General features: G+C 50.6%; 26 protein-coding genes. 10 read left to right on the forward strand and 16 right to left on the reverse strand.

Annotated features, from left to right (window positions below; translation table 11 throughout):
* Positions 1 to 30: 30 nt before the first annotated feature.
* Together ACJJI3_RS14890 and ACJJI3_RS14895 are read right to left on the reverse strand one after the other, a co-directional pair.
* The gene (locus ACJJI3_RS14890; RefSeq protein ID WP_444940147.1) at positions 31 to 846 is read right to left on the reverse strand and encodes a LytR/AlgR family response regulator transcription factor; all 816 of its coding nucleotides are present in this window, start codon (positions 844 to 846) and stop codon (positions 31 to 33) included.
* 4 nt (positions 847 to 850) lie between these two features.
* Complete coding sequence (locus tag ACJJI3_RS14895; RefSeq protein WP_444940148.1) at positions 851 to 1,939, reverse strand: sensor histidine kinase; 1,089 nt, start codon at positions 1,937 to 1,939, stop codon at positions 851 to 853.
* Between the two features lie 121 nt (positions 1,940 to 2,060).
* Between ACJJI3_RS14895 and ACJJI3_RS14900 the strand changes: the two genes are divergently transcribed.
* Complete coding sequence (locus ACJJI3_RS14900) at positions 2,061 to 2,531, forward strand: EVE domain-containing protein (RefSeq protein WP_444940149.1); 471 nt, start codon at positions 2,061 to 2,063, stop codon at positions 2,529 to 2,531.
* Here ACJJI3_RS14900 and ACJJI3_RS14905 read toward each other — a convergent pair.
* The 7 genes from ACJJI3_RS14905 to ACJJI3_RS14935 form a co-directional block, all read right to left on the reverse strand.
* Entirely contained in the window at positions 2,528 to 2,719 is a 192-nt protein-coding gene (locus tag ACJJI3_RS14905; protein ID WP_413664201.1) for a DUF3094 family protein, read from the reverse strand. The two genes, ACJJI3_RS14900 and ACJJI3_RS14905, sit on opposite strands and share 4 nt — an antisense overlap.
* Positions 2,720 to 2,828: 109 nt before the next feature.
* Entirely contained in the window at positions 2,829 to 4,610 is a 1,782-nt protein-coding gene (locus tag ACJJI3_RS14910) for an acyl-CoA dehydrogenase C-terminal domain-containing protein (RefSeq protein WP_444940150.1), read from the reverse strand.
* A 180-nt stretch (positions 4,611 to 4,790) separates the two neighbouring features.
* Positions 4,791 to 5,150: an HIT family protein gene (locus tag ACJJI3_RS14915; protein WP_444940151.1), complete on the reverse strand. Its 360-nt coding sequence runs from the start codon at positions 5,148 to 5,150 to the stop codon at positions 4,791 to 4,793.
* 118 nt (positions 5,151 to 5,268) lie between these two features.
* A complete protein-coding gene (locus ACJJI3_RS14920) occupies positions 5,269 to 5,586 on the reverse strand; it encodes an HIT family protein (RefSeq protein WP_444940152.1) in 318 nt (105 codons plus the stop codon).
* Between the two features lie 139 nt (positions 5,587 to 5,725).
* The gene (locus ACJJI3_RS14925) at positions 5,726 to 6,760 is read right to left on the reverse strand and encodes a S66 family peptidase (protein ID WP_444940153.1); all 1,035 of its coding nucleotides are present in this window, start codon (positions 6,758 to 6,760) and stop codon (positions 5,726 to 5,728) included.
* Between the two features lie 56 nt (positions 6,761 to 6,816).
* Positions 6,817 to 7,707, reverse strand: coding sequence for a hypothetical protein (locus tag ACJJI3_RS14930; RefSeq protein WP_444940154.1), 891 nt, complete (start codon positions 7,705 to 7,707; stop codon positions 6,817 to 6,819).
* Entirely contained in the window at positions 7,704 to 8,735 is a 1,032-nt protein-coding gene (locus ACJJI3_RS14935) for an amino acid--tRNA ligase-related protein (RefSeq protein ID WP_444940155.1), read from the reverse strand. The genes ACJJI3_RS14930 and ACJJI3_RS14935 overlap by 4 nt, the downstream gene beginning before the upstream one ends.
* A 235-nt stretch (positions 8,736 to 8,970) precedes the next feature.
* Here ACJJI3_RS14935 and ACJJI3_RS14940 point away from each other — a divergent pair, with 235 nt between their 5' ends.
* Entirely contained in the window at positions 8,971 to 9,546 is a 576-nt protein-coding gene (locus ACJJI3_RS14940; RefSeq protein WP_444940156.1) for a 3'-5' exonuclease, read from the forward strand.
* A 65-nt stretch (positions 9,547 to 9,611) separates the two neighbouring features.
* On the opposite strand, the gene bioD is transcribed toward ACJJI3_RS14940, so the two are convergent.
* On the reverse strand, positions 9,612 to 10,310 hold the full coding sequence (gene bioD / locus ACJJI3_RS14945; RefSeq protein ID WP_413664193.1) for a dethiobiotin synthase: 699 nt from the start codon (positions 10,308 to 10,310) through the stop codon (positions 9,612 to 9,614).
* A 233-nt stretch (positions 10,311 to 10,543) separates the two neighbouring features.
* On the opposite strand from bioD, the gene ACJJI3_RS14950 reads away from it, so the two are divergent.
* A complete protein-coding gene (locus ACJJI3_RS14950; protein WP_282934516.1) occupies positions 10,544 to 11,032 on the forward strand; it encodes a L,D-transpeptidase family protein in 489 nt (162 codons plus the stop codon).
* 46 nt (positions 11,033 to 11,078) lie between these two features.
* Here ACJJI3_RS14950 and bioC read toward each other — a convergent pair whose 3' ends face one another.
* The 3 genes from bioC to bioB are packed head-to-tail and all read right to left on the reverse strand — an operon-like array spanning position 11,079 to position 14,859.
* A complete protein-coding gene (bioC, locus tag ACJJI3_RS14955; RefSeq protein WP_444940157.1) occupies positions 11,079 to 12,623 on the reverse strand; it encodes a malonyl-ACP O-methyltransferase BioC in 1,545 nt (514 codons plus the stop codon).
* Complete coding sequence (bioF, locus tag ACJJI3_RS14960) at positions 12,620 to 13,813, reverse strand: 8-amino-7-oxononanoate synthase (RefSeq protein WP_413664190.1); 1,194 nt, start codon at positions 13,811 to 13,813, stop codon at positions 12,620 to 12,622. Before bioF ends, bioC begins: the two co-directional genes overlap by 4 nt.
* Positions 13,810 to 14,859: a biotin synthase BioB gene (gene bioB, locus ACJJI3_RS14965; RefSeq protein WP_444894787.1), complete on the reverse strand. Its 1,050-nt coding sequence runs from the start codon at positions 14,857 to 14,859 to the stop codon at positions 13,810 to 13,812. The genes bioF and bioB overlap by 4 nt, the downstream gene beginning before the upstream one ends.
* 180 nt (positions 14,860 to 15,039) lie before the next feature.
* Between bioB and ACJJI3_RS14970 the strand changes: the two genes are divergently transcribed.
* Positions 15,040 to 15,732 (forward strand): ComFC family protein, encoded by a 693-nt coding sequence (locus ACJJI3_RS14970; protein WP_444906553.1) that lies wholly within the window; start codon positions 15,040 to 15,042, stop codon positions 15,730 to 15,732.
* Positions 15,733 to 15,891: 159 nt separating this feature from the next.
* Positions 15,892 to 17,037 carry a beta-ketoacyl-ACP synthase III gene (locus ACJJI3_RS14975; protein WP_444940158.1) on the forward strand — a complete coding sequence of 382 codons (1,146 nt, stop codon included), beginning with the start codon at positions 15,892 to 15,894 and terminating at the stop codon, positions 17,035 to 17,037.
* A gap of 135 nt (positions 17,038 to 17,172) precedes the next feature.
* Here the strand turns inward: ACJJI3_RS14975 and ACJJI3_RS14980 are convergent, their stop codons facing one another.
* Positions 17,173 to 17,661: a DUF1203 domain-containing protein gene (locus ACJJI3_RS14980; protein ID WP_444912000.1), complete on the reverse strand. Its 489-nt coding sequence runs from the start codon at positions 17,659 to 17,661 to the stop codon at positions 17,173 to 17,175.
* Positions 17,662 to 17,757: 96 nt separating this feature from the next.
* Positions 17,758 to 18,303 carry a PadR family transcriptional regulator gene (locus ACJJI3_RS14985; protein ID WP_444906556.1) on the reverse strand — a complete coding sequence of 182 codons (546 nt, stop codon included), beginning with the start codon at positions 18,301 to 18,303 and terminating at the stop codon, positions 17,758 to 17,760.
* A 242-nt stretch (positions 18,304 to 18,545) separates the two neighbouring features.
* Here ACJJI3_RS14985 and alaE point away from each other — a divergent pair, with 242 nt between their 5' ends.
* The 5 genes from alaE (at position 18,546) to ACJJI3_RS15010 (ending at position 23,148) form a co-directional block, all read left to right on the forward strand.
* Positions 18,546 to 19,043, forward strand: a complete 498-nt coding sequence (gene alaE / locus ACJJI3_RS14990; RefSeq protein ID WP_413664185.1) for an L-alanine exporter AlaE — start codon at positions 18,546 to 18,548, stop codon at positions 19,041 to 19,043.
* Positions 19,044 to 19,083: 40 nt separating this feature from the next.
* Positions 19,084 to 19,785, forward strand: coding sequence for an aspartate/glutamate racemase family protein (locus ACJJI3_RS14995; protein WP_444906557.1), 702 nt, complete (start codon positions 19,084 to 19,086; stop codon positions 19,783 to 19,785).
* A gap of 374 nt (positions 19,786 to 20,159) precedes the next feature.
* Positions 20,160 to 21,533, forward strand: a complete 1,374-nt coding sequence (locus ACJJI3_RS15000; RefSeq protein ID WP_444911999.1) for a response regulator — start codon at positions 20,160 to 20,162, stop codon at positions 21,531 to 21,533.
* A 168-nt stretch (positions 21,534 to 21,701) separates the two neighbouring features.
* Positions 21,702 to 22,055, forward strand: a complete 354-nt coding sequence (locus tag ACJJI3_RS15005; protein ID WP_413664182.1) for a DUF4870 family protein — start codon at positions 21,702 to 21,704, stop codon at positions 22,053 to 22,055.
* Between the two features lie 373 nt (positions 22,056 to 22,428).
* On the forward strand, positions 22,429 to 23,148 hold the full coding sequence (locus tag ACJJI3_RS15010; protein ID WP_413664181.1) for a cysteine hydrolase family protein: 720 nt from the start codon (positions 22,429 to 22,431) through the stop codon (positions 23,146 to 23,148).
* 562 nt (positions 23,149 to 23,710) lie between these two features.
* On the opposite strand, the gene ACJJI3_RS15015 is transcribed toward ACJJI3_RS15010, so the two are convergent.
* Positions 23,711 to 25,018 carry an NAD(P)/FAD-dependent oxidoreductase gene (locus tag ACJJI3_RS15015; RefSeq protein WP_444911998.1) on the reverse strand — a complete coding sequence of 436 codons (1,308 nt, stop codon included), beginning with the start codon at positions 25,016 to 25,018 and terminating at the stop codon, positions 23,711 to 23,713.
* Between the last annotated feature and the right edge of the window lie 182 nt (positions 25,019 to 25,200).

Raw genomic sequence — 25,200 nt, forward strand, 5'->3', positions numbered from 1 at the left:
CTCACCTGAGAGCCATAAAAAATTTATGGATCAGAGGAAGTGCTGGACTTTATTTTTATAGCTGCGGCTCATTTTTAAACACTCGCCGCTATCTAATACCAGATGGTATTCGCCATTAATATGGGCACGTATTTCCCTTACCCGACTTAAATTGACGATGGTTGACCGATGTATGCGTTGGAAAAGTTTCGGGTCCAACTGCTGCTCCAGTTCTTTCATGGTGATACGCATCACATGGGTCTCACCCCGAGCGTGCACACACATATAATCACCGGCAGCATCGATCCAGTCGATTTCACTGGAGGGCACCAAAGTTATTTTGCCCGCATCTTTCACTGCAATTTTGTCCGGATAGGCACTGCCGGCAAATTGTCCGCTAACCAGCTTCTGCTCCAGCACCTCAGGGGATTCCTTGGTCAAATCGGCAACAGCTTCGAGTAATTGCTCTCGTTGGTTAGCGATATCAGCGTTGGCTCTCTGTTCCCTGACTCGGGTAAGAGCCAACTCCAAGCGCTCTTCTTCGATGGGTTTTAATACGTAGTCCACCGCATTGATTTCAAAAGCCTCTACCGCATACTGGTCGTAGGCCGTGACAAATACCACATGAGGCAGAGAGTCCAACGGAATCAACTGAACCAGTTGCAAACCGTTTACGCCGGGCATCTGGATATCCACAAATGCTACATCGGGCCTCAGCTCCAGTATTTTCTCCAACGCATCGCGACCATTGCCGCTCTCTGCAACCACCTCGATATCAGCCATCCGCTCCAGGCGCAGTCGCAAGCCGCGACGAGCCAGGGGTTCATCATCGACAACGATCGCCCTCAGGATCTCTACTCCACTCATTTCTTTATTCCTGTTCAAAGGGAATACGAATATTTACCGACAAGCCCCCTTCCGGACGATTGCGGAAACGCACTCTCTGGTCATCGCCATAAAGAGCCTTAAGGCGCTCACAGGTATTGCGAATACCCACTCCGTAGCCTTTGCCAATCAGGCGCAGCTCCTCTTCCGACATACCGGGGCCGTTATCACTGACCTCCAGTAACAGTTCGCCGGCGAAAACCCGCGACTTGATGCCAATCTCACCGCCCCACTCCAGTTGTGAAATCCCGTATTTGATCGCGTTTTCAACCAGCGGTTGCAACAACAGGCTCGGCACCAAGGCCTGGGGGGACTCACCCTGCAAATCCAAATTCACCCCTAAGCGATCGGCGAAGCGCACCTTTTCAATGTCCAGGTACAACATCAGCGCCTCAACTTCCTTCGCCAGGGTGACCTTCTGCATAGGATCATTATCCAGGGAGTGGCGCAAGAATTGGGACAGGCGCGTCACCATATTGTTGGCCGTGCGCCCGTCATTATCGAGGATCAAAGTAGAAATTGCGTTGAGCGTATTAAACAGGAAGTGCGGATTTAACTGGTAGCGCAGCATTTTTAATTGAGCCTGGTGCGCCATTGATTCCGCCCGCAGCGCCTTCTCCTGCTGGGCCTGAGAGGAGCGGTAATACTTGATGCCGTAATAGAGCGCCGCCCAGGTCATTAGAATCAGAAATGAATAGGTGAACCAGTAGATAGCCAGGAGTGCCGGGTGCTCATCACCATCGTGACCATAAAGCCACAGGGAGCCGGCGAATTTTATTGCTGCCCAAATCACCGCCGCCATGACCACCAGCAGTAAAGAGCCTAGCAATCGCATTGCTGGAGGCTTACTCCACAGGCGGTGGAACCCCTGGCGCATGCTCTCGCTGAGAACAACCCCCGCTGTAGTGGCAACTATGATGTAGCCAGAGTGAATCCAGTGATCATTCACCCAGAAAAAACTGCCTACAAAGGTCAACAGCGTATAGCCCCCCCAACCAGACAGCTGCAGGGCCCAGTACTGTGAGCGACGACTAGCCAGCTTCTGTGAGAGCCACTGAAGTGTTTTGCTTCCCATAATCTCCCGCTTATTGGGTAAAAATCTATGCGCCGATTTGACACTAATCAGCAGCTTCATACTAAATGGCGTCGAAAGCCGGCGAAACACCAACCGGCGCAGCAAAGAGACAAACTGCCGCATGACCTACTGGTTATTTAAATCTGAGCCCGATGAATACAGCCTCCAGGACCTCGCTGCCGAATCCGGCGGTTGCGGTCGCTGGGATGGTATCCGCAATTACCAGGCACGCAATTTTTTGCGCGATAAGGTGAAGGAAAGAGATGGCGTGCTGTTTTATCACAGTGCCTGTAAGGTGCCGGCAGTTGTGGGCACCGCTGAAGTGGTTCGCTCTGCCTACCCCGATCCGGCCCAGTTCGACGCGGAAAGCAAGTACTTTGACCCCAAGGCCAGCGAGGATAAACCGCGCTGGTACTGCGTCGATATTCGCTGGCAAAGTAAGTTCCAGCGGCCGGTGCCCCTCGCTGAAATCAAGGGCATCCCCCAGTTGGCAGAGATGGTTCTGGTAAAACAGGGGCGCCTGTCTATTCAGCCAGTTACCGATGACGAGTGGCAGCTACTTGAGCACTTGGGAAGCTCCACGCCGCGCTAGACGATACCTTTTGTCTGGGCGATATACAGGCTCAGCAGCGATAGCAGGGTCAATAATGCTAACAAACCGAGTAGCAGTACCCAGGGGCGGAAAGGCTTGCGCTCGACACTGTTGATGCCGGACTGCAGATATTTATCGACCTTGGCTTGGTCCTCATCGGAGAGTTTCTTTTCAGAGGGATCTAACATGGGCACTTTCGCTCGTTATTTTTGTGCCCTGAGTTTAGGAGAAAGCTTTCTACAGCTCCACAAAAAAGCCCCGCAATGCGGGGCTTTTTAACACTTTCGCAGGGAGCGGTTAGAACAGCTCCTCCTCCAAGTCCATCAAGCTAGCGCTACCTGCGTTGACACTGCCGGCCAATGCCTGGGTGCGTGGCAACAGGCGAGCAAAGTAGAAGCGCGCTGTCTTTATCTGGCCGTTGTAGAAGCTATCCGCTTCCGCTTTCGGCAGCGCCGCAGACACAATTTTCGCCCACATAAAGGCGTAAGCGACGTAGCCGAACAGGTGCAGGTACTCTACAGAGGCAGCACCCGGTGCGTGGGGGTCTTGCTGAGTGGCGGCAACCATATTCTCAGTTGCTTCACGCAGGCGTTGCATCTCAGCGATGAGCGGCTGGATAAACTCTGCCATTTCCTCTCGATCAATCTGGGCATCGATAAAGCCCTGTACATCTGCAGCAAACAATTCGAATAGAGCACCGCCAGTGGCTACAGTCTTGCGGCCCACCAGATCCAGAGCCTGGATACCATTGGTTCCTTCATAGATCTGGGTAATACGCACATCGCGTACCAACTGTTCCTGGCCCCATTCGCGGATATAACCGTGGCCACCGAAGACCTGCTGACCTAGGATCGTGCAATCCAATCCCATATCGGTAGTAAAGGCTTTGGCTACCGGGGTCAGCAAGGCAACCATATTCTCCGCGTTCTTTTTCTCTTCACCCTCGCCGAACTTGGAAATATCCAACCACTTGGCCACGTAAGTGGACAGGGCGCGGCCACCATTCACCAAAGCTTTTTGGGTGAGCAGCATACGGCGCACATCCGGGTGCACAATGATGGGGTCTGCGGCTTTCTCCGGCTGCTTGGCGCCCGCTGGAGAGCGGCTTTGGATACGGTCGCGAGCGTATTCAACAGCATTCTGATAGGAGCGATCTGAAGCGCCGAGGCCCTGGATACCGACACCCAGACGCTCGTAGTTCATCATGGTAAACATGGCCGCGAGTCCTTTGTTCTCCTCGCCGACCAGCCAGCCTTGGGCGCCGTCGAAGTTCATCGCACAGGTAGCGGAGGCCTTGATACCCATTTTGTGCTCGATCGAGCCACAGTTCACATCATTGTGCTTGCCGATGCTGTTGTCTTCGTTCACCTTGTATTTGGGCACCAGGAACAGCGAGATGCCTCTCGGTCCCTTGGGTGCGTCTGGCAATTTTGCCAATACCAGGTGAATTATGTTTTCGGACAGATCCTGGTCACCGCCGGTGATAAAGATCTTGCTGCCGCTAATGCTAAAGCTGCCATCGCCACGGGGCTCGGCCTTGGTGCGGATAATACCCAGGTCTGTACCGGCGTGAGGCTCGGTAAGGCCCATGGCACCAGCCCAGGTTCCCTCATACATCTTGGGCAGGTATTTTTCTTTCAGCGCATCACTGGCGTGGGCATCAATTGCCAGGCAGGCGCCGTTAGTCAGAACCGGGTAGAGTGCAAAAGAGATATTTGAAGCATTGATCATCTCTTCAACCTGAGCGCCCAGCATTTTCGGCATACCCATGCCGCCGTATTCCGGGTTGCCCAGCAGTCCACCCCAGCCGCCTTCACAGAAGGTGGCATAGGCTTCTTTAAAGCCTTTCGGCGTGGTCACCACACCGTCATTCCACTGGCAACCTTCTTCGTCGCCAGTGCGATTGATCGGATCCAGGGTGTTGGCAGCCAGCTTGGCCATCTCTTCGAGAATCGCATCTGCGGTCTCACGATCTACCGCTCCAGCCAACCCGGGCAATTCCGCCCAGAGTTTTTCCGCAGCAAATACCTCGTGAAGTAGGAAGTTCATCTCCCTTAGTGGCGCCTTATAGTCGGCCATGCTCCCGGTCCTCATTCAAGTGTTTCAAACGCTCGTTTGAATCTAGGGCCGAAGCGTCCCAATGTCAACAGTCTCGAGCCTTGAGGAACCTGACAAGCACTCAGTTCTAAAGAGTGGGAACAATCTGTTAAATGGGTGCGGTACCGCTCACTGGAGCCGGCTGAAAAAACTGCTGCTAGTCTACATTGGCCCCCTTCGCAGTAGAACGCTGACGAGTTCGGCTAACTTATCCTCAGCTAATAGTGGAATCTCATCACTGGGTACAAATGAATAGGGCTCATCTGCATATCGCGGGATGATTTGCACATGCATGTGATCTTCAGACTGACCTGCGGACACCCCAGAATTGCAAAATGTATGAATACCATCTGGCTGAAATGCCTCTCGCAGAATATCAACACCCGTTAGGATCAAATTGCTGACATCTGATAAAACTGCCGAGTCACAAGCGGTAAAATGATTCGTGTGCAAAGAAGGGATTACTAACAATGCGCCTTTACTGCGCTGCCTCGGATTTACCGCCAGGCAAGCGTGCTTCATCTCCTTTACCAGCGGAACATTCGAATGCATCAGTGTACATAGCGGGCACGGCCTTCGAACTCGAAACGTATAAGGCACAGCAAACTCAATACAAGTTATGATCGTTTTATAATAGGGGCTATTTTGAGCAATTGAGAGCACCGCGTAGACGTGCAGCTTCCTTCGCCCTCTCCGGCGAACTCCATTGCGGACACGAAAAAATATCCGTATAGCGATATTTTCTACCCGCTTTCCTGTCACTCCTGGGGACAATCTCCCAAACTAAGTGAAGATAGGATCGCCCCGTAATTTCCCCCCAATCACACCAGACATTGGTGCCATCCGGATCATAGAGGTTTTCTACTGCAAAAGTAGACTCCCTGACACACTTAAATAGATCGCGGAACTCACTCTGATTGAATGTGGAAAAATCCGTATGATAGACGTGAGGCACCACCACCACATTCCCCCTAATTCTCGGCCGTATCGGTATTAGTGCGGTCGCAACATCATTTTGGCAGACAATAAATTGCGACCTCTCCCCCGGAGTACTCAAGCAATAACCGCATGGGCATCCCTGTTTTGATAAAAGTAAGTTAGACAATTGTGATACGGGCCTCACTACCTTTCATTACACAAACATTAGCCAAAACACCGATTGGCAAAGTCAACATGGGATCTGTATGCCCAAAGCTTAAATTCGCCACTATTGGAAAGTCGAAATCCGCACAAGCCTCAAGAACCGTATCTTTTAGCGTGACGCCGGCTATATCAGTGCAATATGGAGAGCGTCCAATAAGCATACCTCTAACGTGAGAGAGTATCCCTGATTGACGCAGATGGGTAAGGGCACGACGAACCCTCTCTAGTCGCGCTTCTTCAGCATGGGCCTCCCAGAAAAAAATAATATCTGAGGGGATATTAAGATATGGCGTACCCACAAGCATATTTAGCGTCTCTATATTCCCTCCAAACAATATCCCCTCACCCAGCCCTTGTCGATAAACTATTCGGTGACTGTCTTTTTCCATCAAACGACGCCGTTGCGGACTTTCACCCCAGTCCGTAAATTCACGAGTCCATGCAGCAGGATCTCTTAGCTCTGTCAAGGTCTCATTATTACTGATGGCAGAAAAAAGGTTCTCGACCGTAAAAGCAAAAGGCTGTGGGTATTCACCAAACTGAGGTAACAGTGCGGGGCCAAAATAAGTAGTCCATCCACTCAAACTATAAATACCTAAAATCAAGGCTGTCGCATCGCTGTTGCCAATTAACACTTTGGGGTGTCGGCAAACAATATCTCGATTCAAGTGTTCTAATATTTCAGCTGAGTTAAATCCTCCAATTGAGCACATGATTCCCGCAATCGAGTGATCGAGTAATAAACTCTCAAGCGCCTGAGCCCGCTCCAATGCAGTCCCTGCCGTAAACCCTCTTGAAAAGCACACCTGCTCCGGCAGTACAACCTTTGTATTCAAGGTTCGCTCCAAGGCTTTAACGCCCCGAATTAATCGGTCAGGATATTTACTTGCTACATTTGAAGAGGGTGAATATATTGCTATCGCCTTTCCCGGTATTAGCTTAGGATAAAACCTGTTATTCATGTTGATAGCGTGAACTTTGCATTTCAAGCATTGTTTCTCTGGGCTTATGCCCAGAGCGTCCAAAGTTTACCGACACTGCATCATTATTCAGGCCAGTCAATGGTTAGCCCCTGCCGTCGTAACACATCAACAAGCTGATTATATTTTTGCCCCTCTAGTAACAAATCAGACTTTCCTATTTCATTAACCGCTCGCAGGAAAATTTGATGAAGGCTAGCTTGACTCAAATAAAGATCCTCAGACTTCAAAGTACGAGGGTGAGTATTATGAAGTTGTTCTACCCAGTCGGTCGGCAATCGCTGCTCTAATCGCCGATCCCCTTGTAATTTAACACCTGTAGCCTGTTGAATAAGTGGAATAATGGCATGTTTACGTGTAAAGGCGAGAGAGTCACAAGCCGCCAAACTTTCACCTCTTTTAATTTTAGCAAATGTATACCAAAGCCAGCCACAGTAGCGCGGGATAATCTCCTGCACTGACATTGATTTCGCACCAGACATGGTGTTTTGGCTGATAGGAATATCTTTACGCAAGACGATGAATGGTTCTGGGATACAGCAAGGTGGATCTGCACAATACAAAAAGCTTATATCTAACTTTACAATCCACTCATCTTTTCGAGTGTAGAAAACAAGTAAACTTGGAATTCCCGTATGCACAGCAGAGAATGTCACGCAAATATTAAAATGCTGTGTGAACATCTGCTCAAATTCAGCTCTGGCCCTATTGAGTGGATTAGTCGACATATAGACTGCCGTGACATCCAAATCACTAAAAGCATCGGCTTCGCCAGATGCGATGCTTCCACCAATTGTTATAGTCACTGGTGCATCTTGTCCATTTGCCCATGAGTTGATAAATGAAAATATGGGGCGTAAGTGCTGAGGCAATTTATCTTCAGGTAATCCCAAAGAGCTTATTCTTACCTGCTTAGAAATATTGTAACTTGAAGGGTCCCTATCGGAAGAACTCATGGTGACAATTCAAATCCGTTTCTGCGAGGCAATATCTGGAGATCCCGAATATCATCGTGTTGGAGCACCCACATTAAAAATCGTTCAACACCCATGCCAAACCCAGCAGTTCTCAATGGATAAACCCGCTTCATATTCGTATACCACTTATAGGATTCTGGATTTACCCCATGCACCTTCATAGCTGTGAGAACAGCCAAATCGTCAACATGTCTTTCGCCACAACCGACCACTTCGCCACACCCAAATAAGAGATCACTATTTAATGCGCTATAGCCATTTTTATCTATGGCTTGATAAAAGGGAACAACCCCATGATCCCACTTGGTAACCCAAACAAAGGGGCCAATAGTTCTGATAAGCTCTCGTTCTCCCGCTCTAGTAAGATTTCGCCCGTAATCAGTTTTATCGATAAACTCAGGCTTGTCCTGAAGAAGCTTGGCGGCCTCATCAAAAGTAACAGAATTAAAAGTTAAATCTCCGTTTGCCACTGACTCTAAGTGACTTAGGCTGCCGGCTGCTCGTGTAATCGACTCAGCTTGCTCCCTAAGCATCGCTTTGCTGAGCGCACGGATATACCCTTCAGCCAAAGACATAGCCTCAGCCAAGTCCCCACTAATTTCTACCTCGCTGTGCATAAACTGGCAGAGATGTGTAGCGTCCCAGTCCTCCCCACGAAATGACGGCATTAAATAATAAGCGCCCCGGGGCTTCATTCGACAACACAACTCAAGCTGAAACTGCATGGAGTCGGCTAAATATGTTTCCTGACCATTTAATTGAATACATACAGGAATTGAGTCACTTCCCAGCCCAACTGGACTTGAAATACTGCCCGTCGTAACAGGTAAGTGAACGGTGCCAATCCCCTGGTTCCACCAAAACACAGCTGTCTCTCGAGTAAGTATGTCTTGTAAATCTACCAGTAAGTTAAACCAAGGATTATTTGCGAGTTTCAAATATCTGCTGGGATCTTCAAGAATCGGTGGTTGCCAGCCATTTGTATGCCCATTCGTAGTCAATTTCACAACCCCAATCAGAGAGATATCCCCATAAGAATATATCCATCTACTTTTTACTGCCGGGTGATACAAATTTTTGCTGCGTGTTTTAGCTCCCCTTTAAAAATTCAATAACTGCAATAGCCGAGTAAGGAAATAATGAAAAATTAGAGAAAATCACGACAGTTTTATCAGAATAACTACATAGACTATAAATTAAACATTGCCATGAATATTCTTGCGAAAAGCTTCACAATTAAAGATGAAAAATCAAACTTACATTCTTTTGGTTGATCTCGAATGTACTTGTGATAACGAGCCGCCCCTCCCTCCAGAGGAAGCCGAAACCATAGAGTTGGGTGCGATAGTGGGAAGTTTGACACAAAAAGCTTTTGTTCAATTAGATGAAAGGCAGCTTTACGTAAAACCCACTATTCACAGAGAATTGACACTATTTTGTACCGAATTAACGGGTATTACTCAGGAGCAGGTTGATAAGGCCTCGTTGTTACCCGGGGTACTGGATAAATTCAAAGATTGGCTTTCCAACTATGAATTAGCCGCATGGGGCAGCTGGGGAAATTTTGATGCATGGCAATTGCACATGGAAACAGGCGGAAAGGAAATAGCAAACCCCTTACAATACCTGCCTCACATTAATGTGAAGCAAATATTCGCTGACAATAAAGGATACCGCGTCGACCTAGCCAAGGCTATTCAACTATCGGGGCTTAAATTTAAAGGGCGACAGCATTCCGGTATCGATGACACACGAAATATCGCCCAACTTCTGGAAAATGATATCGCCCTACGAACTAGTTTTTTAAATCAGATATAATCAGGCCTAGTAATATCACCTTGTAAGAACAGCATTCTGCGTCTTCTCCTTACCCTACCGCCCCATCAGTGATCGGCTTGGGCAATTAACCCATCGATATCCAGGTACTGGGCAGCATTGCGATAGTTCGCGGCGCTATCGAATGGAAGGGAGCCTAGAAGAGGAGCCGGCAGTAGAGCTTTAAGGGTATGCAGATTCTCCTCTGCGCGAGCCATACCCTCACCACGTACAAAGTTGGCTACCCAACCCACTAACGGAAGCCCATCACGGCGGATTGCCTCTACCGTGAGTAATGCATGGTTGATACAGCCAAGTTGCATTCCCACCACGAGTATGACCGGTAGGTTTAGTTCCCGGGGCAACTGGGACAGAAAGCTTCTTGGGCCCAACGGGGTGCGCCAGCCACCAGCACCTTCTATCAAAACCAGATCGGCACCTGCAGACATCACTCCCCGACAGACGCCAGCCATCCGCGCAACATTTAACTGCTTACCCACCTCTGCGGCCGCTATATGCGGAGCAATAGCGGGCTCCAGGGCAAAGGGGTTTACTTGCTGGTAAGGCAGCTTCAGAGTCATCGCTTCCTGGAGCAAAAGGGCATCTTCATTGCGCAGGCCATCATCCGTGTGCTCACATCCAGATGCCACAGGCTTCACTGCCGCCGTTTGCAAGCCTGCCTCCGCCGCTGCCGATAGCAGTGCGGCGCTCACATATGTCTTGCCGACCTCGGTGTCAGTACCGGCGATAAAATAGGTTTTTGCCAAGGCCTAACCCCCTCCTCTAATAAAAGTTAACTTTTTTTATAACGTGACTTTTCACGCCACTCAGATGGTGATAAATTAACCCGGTAGCGCAAATTTTGAACAGATCAAGCCGTACATCGATAAGAAGGCACGGGGTTGCGCTCACACAATAACCCCCCTCTTAAAGGGGACAGACAGCAGGGATGCGGTGTCATTGCGAAATAACCGACAACTACCCGAACTGCTTAAAGACCATGCGATACCTGACCTTTGCCCTGCTCCTGCTGGTGCCAATCTTTGCTTCAGCGAAAGTTGATCCCGTTGACCACGTCGTAGTTTATAAGTCCAAGAAACTCATGCAGCTGATACGGGACGGCCGTGTCGTGAAAAGCTATACCGTGTCTTTTGGGGATAACCCCAGGGGACACAAAGTTCGCCAGGGGGACGAGCGCACCCCTGAAGGCCGCTACACACTGGACTGGAAGAATCCCAACAGCCGCTTTTACCGTTCAATCCACGTGTCCTATCCCAACAAGCAGGACCGTGCACGGGCAGCCAAAATGGGGGTCAGTCCCGGCGGTGACATTATGATCCACGGTATCAAGCCCCAGTGGTCCTATATGGAAAGACATCTGCGCCGCACCAACTGGACCGATGGTTGCATCGCGGTGGCCTCCAACCGTGAAATGGACGAAATCTGGGCTCTGGTGAAGACGCCAATCCCTATCGACATCTACCCCTGATCTCTTCAATCTTGCACCCGGCTCCCTGCGTTGCGATAGGCGCAGGTCAGCCGGATTTTTTTGCCCTGCAAGCGGTGAGATTCATATAGATCACCTCGTAAGTTACCGGCAATCCTCGCTCTTCCCGCTTATTTTCATAGGCTACGGACAAGTGCTGCAGTTTGCGACGACCTGTCATACCTTTATCCGCCGCCCGGTTAATATTGTGTGCACCCACTCCCTTAAGCTCCCGCATCAACTGCCGCAGGCTATCAAAGTGCAGTAGGCGCAATTCATCCGTAACCAATCCGCTGAGGTCACTGTGCAGTGCCGCTTCACGCCATTGCTCGGCGGGCAGGAACTGATTGACATGTACACCCTCATCCACTTGAGCCCAACTCTGTTTCAATTCCACCAGGGTTTTAGGGCCAAGGGTGGCAACCAGGCACCGCCCTTCAGGGGCCAGTATTCGCTGCAACTCAGCAAACAATTGCGGCAGGCGGTAGCACCATTGCAGCGCCATACTTGAAAACACCAAATCAATACTACCCGCCGCCAGGGGTAACTGCTCGGCATCGGCCGCAATGTAACCATCAGCTTCGGGTCTTTGCGTCCGGGCAAACTTCAGCATCCCCTCCGCCAGATCCAGGGCAATAATTTGCGACTGAGGAAAGTGCCGCCGCAACAGTTCAGTACCGAATCCGGTGCCACTGCCCAAATCGAGGATCGTACGGGGTGCACAGCTGTCATCGGCTTGGGCCAACAGTTGCCGGCAGACTGCCCGCTGCAGATGGGCGCAATCATCGTAGCCCTGTGCTGCCCGGGTAAAAGAGCGAGCTACCGCAGCCTTATCAAACGGCTCAGCCGGGGGATTTCCAATAGACTCGAGAAGCTCGAATAGATATTCAGCGACGATGTCAGCTTTGGTGCAATGGGGTAAATGGCCCGTCTCGGGTATGACTTTGACGGTGCCCCCACACGCCTCAATGGACCGAGCAGCTTCAATGGGAACCAGGGCATCCCTGTCACCAAACAGGTGCAGTGCCGGCACGGACAGATGTTCCAGGTATTGGCGATTATCCAGCTCTGCCAAGCAGCACAATGCTCCCCGCCAGGCATCACTATTTATTTGTGGTTTTTGTGCCTTTAGGTCTTTAAGCAAAGAGCGCATGGAGCTATCACCCCGCGCCTGTAGTGAGCAAAAACGCTCCCAGGTACTCTCCGGAGATGATGTAAAAGCATCGAAAAATGCCTTGAAAGTGCTCTCGGCCATGCCTGGCCAGCCGTCTCGTTCCACAAAGCAGGCATTGGCAGCTATGGTCACTAAACCCAGAACTTTGTCCTGCTTCGCTATAGAAGCCAGGCGAACGGCCAGCATACCGCCGAGGGAGTGGCCAACCAGGATACAGCTAGGGGGAAGTTGCTGGTAAAGCTTCTGCAGCAAAGCTTCTAGTGGGGGCCAGTCTTCAGCACCTTGTGTAGCAAATCCAGGTAACTCAATACAGTGGAGTTGCACTTCTGTACGACGCGCCAGGGATTCTATAAGCGGCTGCCAAAGGTCTGCACTCCCGCCCCACCCGTGCAGGGAAACCAAGTGTTCAACCCGTGTCACTTATCCAGTACCCCTGCGCCCTGCAAAATCTGCTGCAGTGCGCCTAGTAGCTCATCGATATCCTCGGCCAGATGAGCCGCGCTCAGGGTAATGCGCAAGCGTGCAGTGCCCAGCGGCACTGTAGGCGGGCGAATGGCACCCACCAGGAATCCACGCTCCTGCAATTCTCTGGCAACCGCCATCACGGTGTTTTCACAGCCCAACACCAGCGGCTGTATCGCACTGGCCGACGCCTGTAGAGGTAAGCCGAGCTGTAGTGCCCTGCGGCGGAAATAAGCGATATTTACCCGCAAGCGCCCTTGTAACTGAGGCTCATCGCGAATCAATTCGATAGCAGCCAAGGCACCGGCAGCCACTGCTGGCGTCATTCCGGTGGTATAGATATAGGGCCGCGCAAACTGGGTGAGGAAATCTATCAGTGCCCGGGAGCCCGCAATAAAGGCACCGGCATTGCCAACCGCTTTACCCAAGGTACCCATCACAACCGGGGCTTGTTCCTGGGTCAGCCCCGCCAGGGCACAGCTGCCCGCCAGCGGGTATGCTTCACTACCCATTACGCCAAAGCCGTGGGCCTCATCAACCATTAACCAGGCGTTGTATTGCTTACACAGAGTGGCAATCTCAGCCAGAGGGGCCAAATCACCATCCATGCTGTAAACGCCATCCACCGCTACTAAAGTAGCGCCACCCCGGCTAGTAGCGCGCTGCAATTGGCGTTCAAGGCCAGCGAGATCGTTATGGGCAAAGCGCAGACTGTTGGCGCCACTCAAGCGGGCACCGTCAATCAGTGAGGCATGATTAAGCCTGTCCGAAACAATATTGTCGGCTCGCCCCAACAGGGCACAAATAGTGCCGATATTCGCCATGTAGCCACTCGAGAATATCAGCGCCGCTTCTCGCCCACTTACTTCGGCGATGCACTGCTGCAAGCGGTGATGAATATCCAGGTGACCATTAACCAGGTGAGAGGCTGTGGCGCCTGCACCACACTCTGCTCCCGCCTTCTGTGCTGCGATGACTTCCTCGCGGCTGGCAAGCCCCAGGTAGTCGTTACTGCTAAATACCAGTAGCTCCCGCCCATCGACCCGGGCTCGCGGCCCGGGTGCGCGATCGAGGGTTTTTAGTTCCCGGTACAGATTCTGCTGGCGGCGCTCGGCGAGGCGCTGTTGCAGGACTTCATTCAGGGTCATTTGGCCGCGTCGTAGAAGAAGGCATCATTTTGCTGTTCGGTGATCTGCGCGTTCAATTCCGCTTCCACCTCAGCCTCATCGGCGTACTGCTGATACTCTTCTGGCTTAATACCCAGGCGACTGAACAACTGCATATCTTCGTTAGCTTCCGGATTCGCAGTCGTCAGCAGTTTTTCACCGTAGAAAATAGAGTTGGCGCCGGCGAGGAAGGCCATTGCCTGCATCTCATCGCTCATCTGCTCGCGACCGGCGGATAGGCGCACATGGGATTTCGGCATCATGATACGGGCCACAGCAATGCAGCGAATAAATTCGAAGGGGTCCAAGTCCTTTTGTTCTTCCAGCGGGGTACCTGCGACTTTTACCAGCATATTGATGGGCACTGATTCGGGGTGCTCCGGCAGGTTCGCCAATTGCATCAATAACCCGGCGCGATCTTTATCGCCTTCACCCATTCCCACAATGCCACCAGCACAGACCTTCATTCCCGCTGAGCGCACTCGCCCCAAGGTTTCCAGGCGATCCTGGTAAGTGCGAGTGGTAATAATCTCACCGTAATATTCCGGCGAAGTATCCAAATTGTGGTTGTAGTAATCGAGGCCTGCATCCGCCAACTCCTGGGCCTGATCATCATTTAACATGCCCAGGGTCATACAGGTTTCCATACCCAACGCCTTTACTTCACGTACCATCTGGGTCACGTAAGGCATGTCTTTTTTCTTGGGGGAGCGCCAGGCGGCCCCCATACAGAAGCGGGTAGCACCGCCGGCCTTAGCTGCCCTTGCCTCCTGCAACACCTTTTCAACCTTCATCAGTTTTTCCCGCTCCAGCCCGGTGTCATAGCGGGCACTTTGGGGACAGTAGGCACAGTCCTCAGGGCAAGCACCGGTCTTGATAGAGCAAAGGGTACTGACCTGTACCCGATTGGCATCAAAATAAGCTCTGTGCACTTGCTGCGCGGTAAACATCAAGTCGCTAAACGGCATGGCGAAGAGGTCCAGTACCTGCTCGCGGGTCCAGTCGTGGCGGATCTCTGCGGCGGGCATTTGCTGGGCGGCAGTCACAGGGCGTACTCTCTCTGTTGCTTATTAAAATCGGATACTCACAGCCTGTTAGCAGGCTCTAGTGGAATCGATCAGCGGGCTCTAATTCAGCCTCTGCCGTTCAATCCACCAGACTGGCCAGTTTAGCCACGGCCAAACCGCTGTCAACTCGGAAGAGACGATATGGTTTACAAGCTTTTCAGTAGAAAACTTGCCCAAAGTCTGGCCCGCTGCCTGCTGTGCGGCGGAGTATCGGGAGAGGTTGGAATCTGTTCTGCCTGCACTCAGGAACTACCGGCGCTAGGCCGCGGCTGCCGCTACTGCGCCCTACCCTTGGCGGCGGCAAAAGATAATATTTGCGCGGCCTGTTTACAGAGGCCACCCGCCTTAAAGAAGATCAGTGCTGCCTGGCAATACGCTTACCCAATCAACCACTTAATCCAACATTTCAAATACCACCGGGACCTGGCCGCCGGACACAGCCTTATACAGCTAGCAGCCCGCCAATTGGGGCTTCCAGAGGATATGCCTGACATACTTACCCCGGTTCCTCTGCACTGGCGTCGCTATTGGCAACGCGGTTACAACCAGGCTCAACTTATTGCCAGTGGTCTGGGGCAAAACTGGTGCCTGCCAGTAGATCTGCAACTACTGCGCAAAACAACTTCCACCAAAACCCAGTCTCAACTCAGCCGCAACCAACGGCTGAAAAACCTGTCTGACAGCTTTGCCGTGCGCGGAGAAATATCGGGTGCCCATATCGGCCTGGTAGACGATGTTGTAACCACGGGAGCGACCCTTGAAATCATCACTCGCCAGCTACTCACAGCCGGGGCAAAACAGGTCAGCGCCTTCGTTTTGGCCAGAACGCCATGACTGTTCGGCGCGACTACAAATAGACCCATAGTCACCCCAACGTCACAATAGCTTACCTTGCCGTTCTGGCGCCTCAGTCCCTCATCTGCCAGCACTGCTAAGGTTCTAACAGCGACTAAATTGCCCGCATTTCTGTTGTCGCGGGCCAGGAATTCAGCGATGAGTGAATACAAGTTGCCACGGGGCATTGTCATCAGCGGCACAGGCCTGTGGACCCCACCGGAATCTATTAGCAATGAAGAGTTGGTAGATGCCTATAACACCCATGCCCAGCAGTACAATCTTGAGCATGCTCAAGAGATTGAGGCCGGTGAGCGTGCGGCAAAACCTTTCTCTTCTGCAGAATTTATCGAGAAGGCCTCAGGCATCAAGAGCCGCTATGTGGTGACCCGCGATGGCATCCTTGACCCGAAGCGCATGCGCCCCCTTATTCCCGAGCGCGCAGATGACGAGCTAAGTGTACAAGCCGAAATGGGCTTAAAGGCCGCCAGACTAGCCCTGGAGAAAGCCGATAAGCAGGCGTCTGACATTGATTTGGTCATTGTCGGTGCCTCCTATATGCAGCGCGCCTACCCCGCTATTGCTATTGAAATCCAAGGTGCACTGGGTATCGATGGTTTTGCCTTTGATATGGAAGTGGCTTGCTCCTCAGCCACCTTCTCACTTCAGCGTGCGGTGGATGCGATCTGCTCAGGCTCAGCCAAAGCTGTACTGGTCATCAATGCCGAGCTGGCTTCACCACAAGTGGATTACACCGACCGAGACAGCCACTTTATCTTTGGCGATGTAGCCGTAGCCAGCATTATCGAGCGCAGAGAAACCTGTACTGTCGAAAGCGCCTGGGAAATTCTCGGCACCAAAGCGAAAACCGTTTTCTCCAACAATATCCGTTCGAACTTTGGCTACACCGCTCGCGCCGCCGATGTGGACCCTTTTGGTCCCGGTAAGTTGTTCCGCCAGAACGGCCGAAAAGTATTTAAAGAAGTTTGCCCCATGGCGGCGTCTCATATTGAGGCCCACCTGCAAGAGACAGACACCGATCCTCACAGCGTGCGCCGCTACTGGCTCCATCAGGCCAATATCAATATGAACAACCTGATCGCCAAGAAGCTAATGGGTGACAATGCAAGCGTTGAACGCGCGCCCATCGTTCTGGACCGCTACGCCAACACGGCAAGTGCCGGCTCAGTTATCGCATTTAATTTGCACAGCGATGACTTGCAGGTCGGTGACCGGGGAATTATCTGTTCCTTTGGCGCAGGCTATTCTATTGGCAGCTTGGTATTGGAAAAAATCTCCATTTAATTTTGAAATATTTTCGGAGTTCGGGAATAAATACTGAACTCCGAAACAACCACCAAAAAGACCGGTGGTTCTCACTACCACTGACACCAGGATTTTATTAACCGGCGACCTGGCCTTCACAAATATCTATTAAAACTATGCGCGATCCAGCCGCAGCGCATAGCAACCATAAGCAGCGAAGCGCAGCAGAGCGAAATCAATCTGATCCTGCATAAAATATTCACTCACTTCTGTTTTTATTTGTTCAGGGCCCACCAATTTCGCAGACACGATATGCTCTTCAGCGCTATAGGCGCGAAGCACTAGTGGCACACCATTCTTGAAATAATCTTCCGCATTATTATTTAGCGGGGGGAAGCTGTTCTGTACTCTGAAGTTTTGTTCCGGCTGTGGCTGCGCCAGTACAAATACAGGCCCGTACTCCCGATAAGGACCGGCAAAAGAGAAAGGGCAGTAGCTGGCCAGGAGGATTTTCTCCCCGGGCCGTGCGCGCCGCCGCACATCACGACATGGCTCACCGCCCTGGGCGCTCAGCTGCCGTACCGGTTGCCCTAGATCATCTAGACCTGCTTGACGAACCTTTTCTAAAAAATCTTCGCGGATAGGTGTTACGGTAAAAGTCATGGCTAAGGTCACCCCACTTGCTAAAAGAGCGAGGTTACTGAACACCAAACAGCATCGCTGGCCAGATTCGGGCGCGTCATTCCAAGTGAGTAGCAGTTATTTTTTTGCGGACTCTTCAAGCTCACTCAACAGACCTTCCGCCCAACTGATCCAGGTCTTTTCCGCCTCAATACCCAAAAGCAGGGTTTGATGTGCCAACCAGTAGCGCTCCTGGAGCGCTGTATCACTCTTTAATACGCGCTCATTTTGCTCCTGGTAACTTTCCAGAGAGCTGCGATGTTGGCGCAGTTGGCCCTCCAGAGCATCTCGCATTTCATCCTTGCTCAGGTTGTGACCGGCGAACATACGCACCAGAAAAGGCTCGCGAATCTTCTGCGGCGCACTGGGCTGAATGACCCAGTCACGCAGCTCGGCGCGGCCTAGATCCGTGAGGCTATAGACCTTCTTGTCCGGCTTGCCTTCTTGGGCCTGCTCCTCACAGTCCAGCAGGCCCTCCTCATGTAACTTGTGCAGCTCGCGATACATCTGCTGATGGCTGGCACTCCAGAAGTGGGAGACGCTGCGCTCAAAGCGCCGCTTAAGGTCATATCCACTGCCGGGCTCAATATCCAGCAAGGTGAGAACGGCAAAGCGCAGAGACATGAAAACTCCAACTCATCTTATGCAAAGAGTTGCATATTAACCGGAGCCAGCCATTTATGACCAGCTGCCGGGTTTTCATAACAAGATAATTAGATTAATAAAACATTAAAAAATAGGACAAATGTATCGACAGAAACTAACAGTCGAGATGTAAGGCTAGCTTTTATGCAAATTGGAGATATAATCGCCGGCTTGTCGCCAAAGTCGTTTAGGCGACCACTGTCTACGAGGTTGTTTGCCCAATGTCCGCGCCCGCACTATCCCCATCCAGTCCAGATGCCCCAGATGAAAAGGCTTCTGGTGCGCGCCGCTGGGACTTTATGCTGGACATCTTCGCCATGAATAGCTTCTCTTGGGCTGTAGCGATCCCCATCGAGCTGGTTCTGGCGGGTATGAGTTGGAACGAACACCTGAAAGTTCGCCTGATGGCCCTGGTATTCAATACCCTTATCGCCCGCCCATTCAGTATGTATCGCAACTGGATTGTGAACCGTTTTGGGGGTGGCGGCTTTATCAATGCCTACCTGGTAGACACCTTTGTATTCCTCAGCTTCCAGTTCCCGCTATATATGGCCAATATGCGCCTCGGTGGGGCCAGCTGGGACGAAATTGCCACCGCCAGTATTACTTTTATGCTCATCGCGGGAGCTCTTGGCCGCCCCTACGGAATTTATCTCGACTGGGTGCGCCGAGTATGGATTAATACGCTTGTCCCCCTGTGGAGCAAACGCGCTGCCTGAGGGGTCACCGATACTCGATTAGGCATTACGAGAGAGGAACATGACTGTGTTGACCGATAACGCCATTGAAAACAGTTCCATGACCGTTGGCGTGGTCGCCGGCACCCCCACAGATACCCGCTTCGGGTTGGACTTCCTCGCCGCGCGCCAACTTCGTGGCGTGGGCCTGTCCCTATCCTCGTCTCCCCAGGCCCAGACTCAATTGCAGGCGCTGGAGCGCGACGCCCTTACCCAACAATTGATCGAAGCCATTGAGCAGCTGTACCAGGCCGGTGCAGAAGCGGCCATGATCTACTGCAACTCTCTTTCCGGTGCTGTGGATATGACGGTGGTAAAAGCTGCCTCCCCCATTGAGGTGGTATCCCCTCTCGAGGTCTACGCTGAGCTTACCCAGCGCTATCGCAACTTTGGACTGTTGGCCGCCAACTGCCAGAGCTGCGCCAATATCGAGCGGGAAATACTCGAGCGCAATACAACCGCCAAAGTCATCGGTATTGGCAACTTGCAAATTGTGGAAGATATCGAGGACGGCCTCGCCGCAGAAATGATTGTTCGCCAACATGCCCTTGATGACTTGGTCGCGGCATTGGTGAAAAGCGGCGTACAGATCCTGATTTTGGGCTGCACCCATTTCGATTATTTTTATCGGGAATTGCTCGCACACTGCGATGGCATTCGCCTTTTCCTTCCCTCAGAGCGTATGTTGCAATTGCTGCAAGAGCGCATTCCCCAGGCTGCCTGAATACTATTTCCTCACGGCAGCTCCCGCGCAATTTGTTCTGGAGCTGTCGCTAAACTACCCATCCAACCTAGTAAATTGCTGCTAGATCCCTCTATGTAATCAGATGCAATCTGTGGATTAACTCCCTGCCAACAACCCGGCTACCCGATCCAAGGGCTGAACAGACGGGGCTGGCAGGCTACTTCTCTATTGGTACGTTCACTGAAGCGCCTCTGCTCCCCCCACAGCAGAAGGAAAATTTTTCTTGTACCAAAAGCGGGCTTATTGCAGTATCAAAAATCTCCGATGTGCCTGGGTATCCATTACAACAAGTCGTATTAAAACCTTTTTGGACTGCAGGATTTAGTCCAATTTAAATAACGTTGGTTACAAGGATGATAGAAACCACTTTGTCTGGGGGAATTCCCTCTCGTCACGTATTCTTGCGTGCCATATGCCTCGGCCTATTGGTCTCGGGTTCGGTATTTTTATCGAGTACTGCACAGGCCGATGTTATTACCACACTAAAAAGTCAGGTCCCGCTCTTTTGGGTGGGAATACCCGCTGTACTTGTACTGCTAATTTGTGCGTTTGCAATAAATAGGCAAGTTAAATTACGCCAATTAACCCTCGATACCAATGCTCGGCTTAAAAATTTGAGCAAGGAAAATAGCAATCTTTTCCAACAGGTACACAGTCGTAACAGCGAATTTGTCGCACTGGAAAAACAACTTGCTGATGCCCTTAGTGAGCTTGAACAATTGCGCCAGGAAAAATCTGATCTCCTCACCATAACCCGGCACCATTTACAGCATCCCCTGGATACACTTCTCGGCACTTTGAATTTATTAGCTCGCAGCGAAGACAACAATACGCGCGCCCTGGTAGAAATCGGGAAAAGACAATTAAACAGCGCCCTTAAATCCCTGGAGAACTTACATCAGTGCGGTAATGTTGAGACAGTAGAATTAAAACTCCCCACTGAAAGCCATCGTGCGCCCGGCAAACGGCTCTCTGTTTTACTCGTTGAAAACAGTAAGCATGACTCCCTTCAACCCACCCTGGAAACCATGGGCCATAACGTACAGCGGGAGTGCAATGGGATCGATGGGAGCAGCGCTGCACTGCAAAAAAACTTCGATCTTATTTTGGCAGATACCCATCTTCCGTTGATGGATGGCGTTGAAGCAGTGCGGGAAATCCGTAGGGAGAGAGGTGCTGAACTACCTATTTTTGCCCTGTTACAAAATGCCAGCTCTGGCGATAAGGAGCGCTACCAGGCCAGAGGCTTTACCGGGGTATTGACCCACCCGATCGGCGACCGACAGCTGATGCAATTATTGAGCTGGGCTGTTCGCCGAAGCCAGGGCATTGCAGGCCCCCAGGGAGCAAAGCCCACTCGACTCCTTAATACCAATACCCTATTTCGCCTGCGGGATACATTGGACCACCATACGTTTGCCGAATTACTCAGCGAGCGTACCGCCACCCTGCCAAAACAAATAACGTCATTAACCAGCGCTATTACTGGACGCCACTGGCTTGATGCAGAACAGCAGGCACAAAGACTGGCTCGCTCAGCTATTGAGGTCGGCCTCGAAACAATAGCTTCTCGCTTACGTACCCTGGCCGCAAACCTCTCTATCGATAGTGAAAGAGAACACTGTCGCCAACAGCGCACAGAGCTGTTACAGCTTATGCGCGAATCTGTGCGCCAACTAAAGGCCTGGCGCGAGCGCAATGTTCACACTGAGTGGGCATTAAAATAAACCACCCTACTGTGGCCCGATTTCGAGTCACAGTACTCTTACTGGGAAACAATGGGGCGGAAGAGGCGTCTGCAGTCCACCGCGCAAATAACACATCCCAGCGCAGCTAAGTTGAAATGCACTATTTGCACCACACTATATTGGAGTGAATAGTAGAGAGAACAAGTTATGTCAGAGCAGTATCCCGAACGCAGCCACGAAGCCCGAGAACAAAGCGGGCGCGACCTGGCCATCATGGTTTACCTGATCCAGGCGATCAGCTTATTTACCGCAGTACCATTTTTTATCGGGGTATTAATCAACTACTTTAAGCGCAGCGATGTTCGCGGAACCCTGGCCGAGTCCCATTTCCGCTGGCAGATTCGCACCTTCTGGTTTTGGCTGCTGTGGACCATTGTTGGCTCCCTAACCATTTGGGTACTGGGGCTGGGCTATCTGATTCTGGCAATTAACTGGGTGTGGGTAATCTATCGGGTTATTCGCGGCTGGCTGATGCTGGTAGACAGACGTCCGACCTATTAAAAGTAAGCCTTCAATTTGGGGCCCGAGTGATTGTGGGCCCTTGTAAAATTCTGAGTTATTTAAATAAATTCCCCACTTCGAATATTTAATCCACTTTCACACTTCAATACTTCGGACAGTTTTAAGAGATGAAATGGGTAGGAATTATGGGCAGGTATTGCCTAACGTCTCATGGACACAACTTTCAACGACTTAGATCTAGGTCTAAGATGTAGAAAAGTTGCCAGTATTTATGAACGGTATAGTGACTACGGGGCTATAGCTGGATAAAGCCTTCCGAAGTGTTACGATTTAAGAATTACAAGATAGTACTGCTGTGGGGCTGCTATAACAGTTTTGTCTCATCGATAACCCCAACAACTAAGACTTGAGTATGGCTGATGATGGAGATGACAATGTGGTAAATTATCTGTCAACGAATATCAGCGCGGCTCTGGTTGTTGTCGACATGCAAAACGATTTTTGTTGCGCGGGGGGCTATTACGACCGTAGGCGACAGGGTTCCAGCAATATTGAGCTTGAAACTCCGTCACCAAGTAGAGATTGGAGTCCGCGGATCATCCGCAAAGGTGATGATCTGAAAAAGGTAGTTAATAATATTATTTTATGTATGAGGGTTGCCAAAGAGAGAGAGATTCCTATTCTTCTGTTAAAGACAGTTATTAAGCCAGATCATAAATATCTTAATTCTTTTCTTCGTGGCGAGGAAAATAGAGGTAGGTGTTACTATCCGTGTAAGTTAGGTACTTGGGGTGCGGAAATTATAGAGCCTATTTGGCAGATGGCAGAAGAGGGGGTAATTGTAGTTGAAAAGCATGTTTATAACGGCTTTGTTGGTACCTCCCTGGAAGAGGAATTACTAAGTTTAGGGGTTGATACAGTTTTTATTGTCGGTGTGGAAACACACATATGTGTCCTGGCTACTGCACAAAGTGCTTCATTTCGCTTCAAGACGTATGTTTTTGAAGATGCTGTTTGGAGTGCCAATTGTGAGCTTGCTAAGCATGCACTTTCAATATTTAAAGATGGTTATGGTTATATCGCTGACCACAAGATTTTGTATTTTGTGGGGGTATCACATGGCTCTCCATAAACAATATTTTAGAGTTGGTTTATCTTGAATTTAGTTTTCTGTCTAAACTATTTCGAATAGCTTGCCATATCCTAAAAATTTCGCGCAGTTTTAGGCTGTAAAACAGGCCGGCCCTTGGGTAGACCCTGAGGAAAATAAGGTTCGGCCCTTCCGGGTATCTCGCTAAGATAGTAAAACTGTCAAGCGAGGTTAAGTATGAAAACAAAAAGTACACGAAGGAAATTCAAGCTGGAATTCAAGAAAGGGGGCTGAGCTCTAGTCTCTGAGCAAGGATATTCATTTTCTAGGACTGCAGAGGCTGTAGGAACCAATACCTGCGACGTGAGGTAAAGCAGTTGTGTATGGAGAAAGAAATCATAATTTTTTTCATGGGGAGGTTGTCTTCCTGTCGATATTACTAATAAGCCAACTCCCCGATCCCTGAAGACCTTTTGCCCTGCTCGCGCCTCAGTATCCTATGCATTGTCACTACTTCAGTGCCCCCCGGTGAGGATTAACCTTAAACAGGGCGACTTCGGTGTGTAGTCATCTTTTTGTCGTGATAGTTTTTTATTTATCCTTATCAGTGCATTTTAAGACCGGGATTCAATGCTCGATTGGCTTGACTAAGTAAATAGAGCAGTATGGCCTTGGGCCAGCCGTGGATTGCCGCCAAGTGCATTTGGTAAAGGGAGTGGTAGGCCAAACTGGCAATACGGCCCTCAAGAGTAAGGTTTCTTCTTACAAAAGACCCCCTTAAGTTTCCTACAGCAGTGTTTGTACTAAGAGAAACCAGCGAACCACGATCCCGGTAATAGAAGTGCCCCAGGGATTTTTTTTCTATCAGGGCGATCAGGTTGGTGGAACAGAGCTTGGCCATCTGTTGTGCGGCGAGTGCGCGTGATGGTACACGCCGTTTGTTACCGTCGATGCAGCTGGCACAATCCCCTATAGCAAAGACATGGGGGTCATTTTTGCTTTGCAGGGTGGTTTTCACCTCTATCTGGTTGAGTTGGTTGGTGAAGAGACCATCCAACTGAGTGAGGAACTCCGGTGCCTTAACCCTGGTGACCCAGGCTCGAATTGCTGCGGGGATCTCTTTGCCGTCATCGGTAGTGAGGCTGTTGGCACTTGCAGTCTTAATATGGCAGTTGGTAAGTATACGAACCCCCATTTTAGATAGTTCTCGCGCGGCGCTGTTGCCTAATCTTGCCGGTAATCCCGGTAGTAACTGAGGCTCGGCCTCGACTAATGTAATGTCAATGGCACCGGTTCGGATACGCCCATATTGACTAACCTGTCTACTAGCAGCCATCAGCTCCGCAGAAAGTTCCACCCCAGTACAGCCACCGCCGATAATGGCAATTTGTAATGTTCTATCGGGGTGTGTTTCTAGGCATAAAAAGTAATCGAGCAGTTGCTTGTGAAATTTGTGTGCCTGCTCAATGCTGTCGAGAGGAATGCAGTGCTCGCGCACTCCTTGTGTATTGGAGTCATCGCTTATGCTGCCAACGCAGATCACTAGATAGTCGTACTCTAGCTCGCGCGGAGGTATTAGTTCGCAGCCTTTGTCATTCAGCACCGCCCCTAGGGTCAAAATCTGGCGCTTCCTGTCGAGGGATTGTAGTGAGCCGAGCTGGAATTCATAGCCATTAGAGCTGGCGTGAATTTGGTAGTTAAGAGCATCCATGCTGGTATCTAATGTGCCAGTGGCCACCTGATAGATTAGGGGCTTCCAGATATGGGTGCGATTCTTATCGACTAAAGTGATCTGAGCAGATGGGGCCTTACGCTTAAGCCCAAACATCCGAGTAGAATTGAAATGGCGTCCAAGTCGAGTTGCTAAATGAAGGCCGCTGGCTCCGCCACCGATGATCACAATCTTTTTCATGAAGGTTGGTCATCCTGTTTATTACTTAAAAAGTTGACTCACTAATCTTTTTATAACTCTTGTTATATATAGGTGCTTGTCGGCGTCAATTTTGACGTCATAAAACTCAGAATTAACGGCGATAAAGTAATTTAGGCTAGTACGGGATTATCACACTTGGCTGTGTTCCGCTTCGTTATCGC

This window comes from Microbulbifer maximicatervae (SeqCode) (assembly GCF_052466985.1).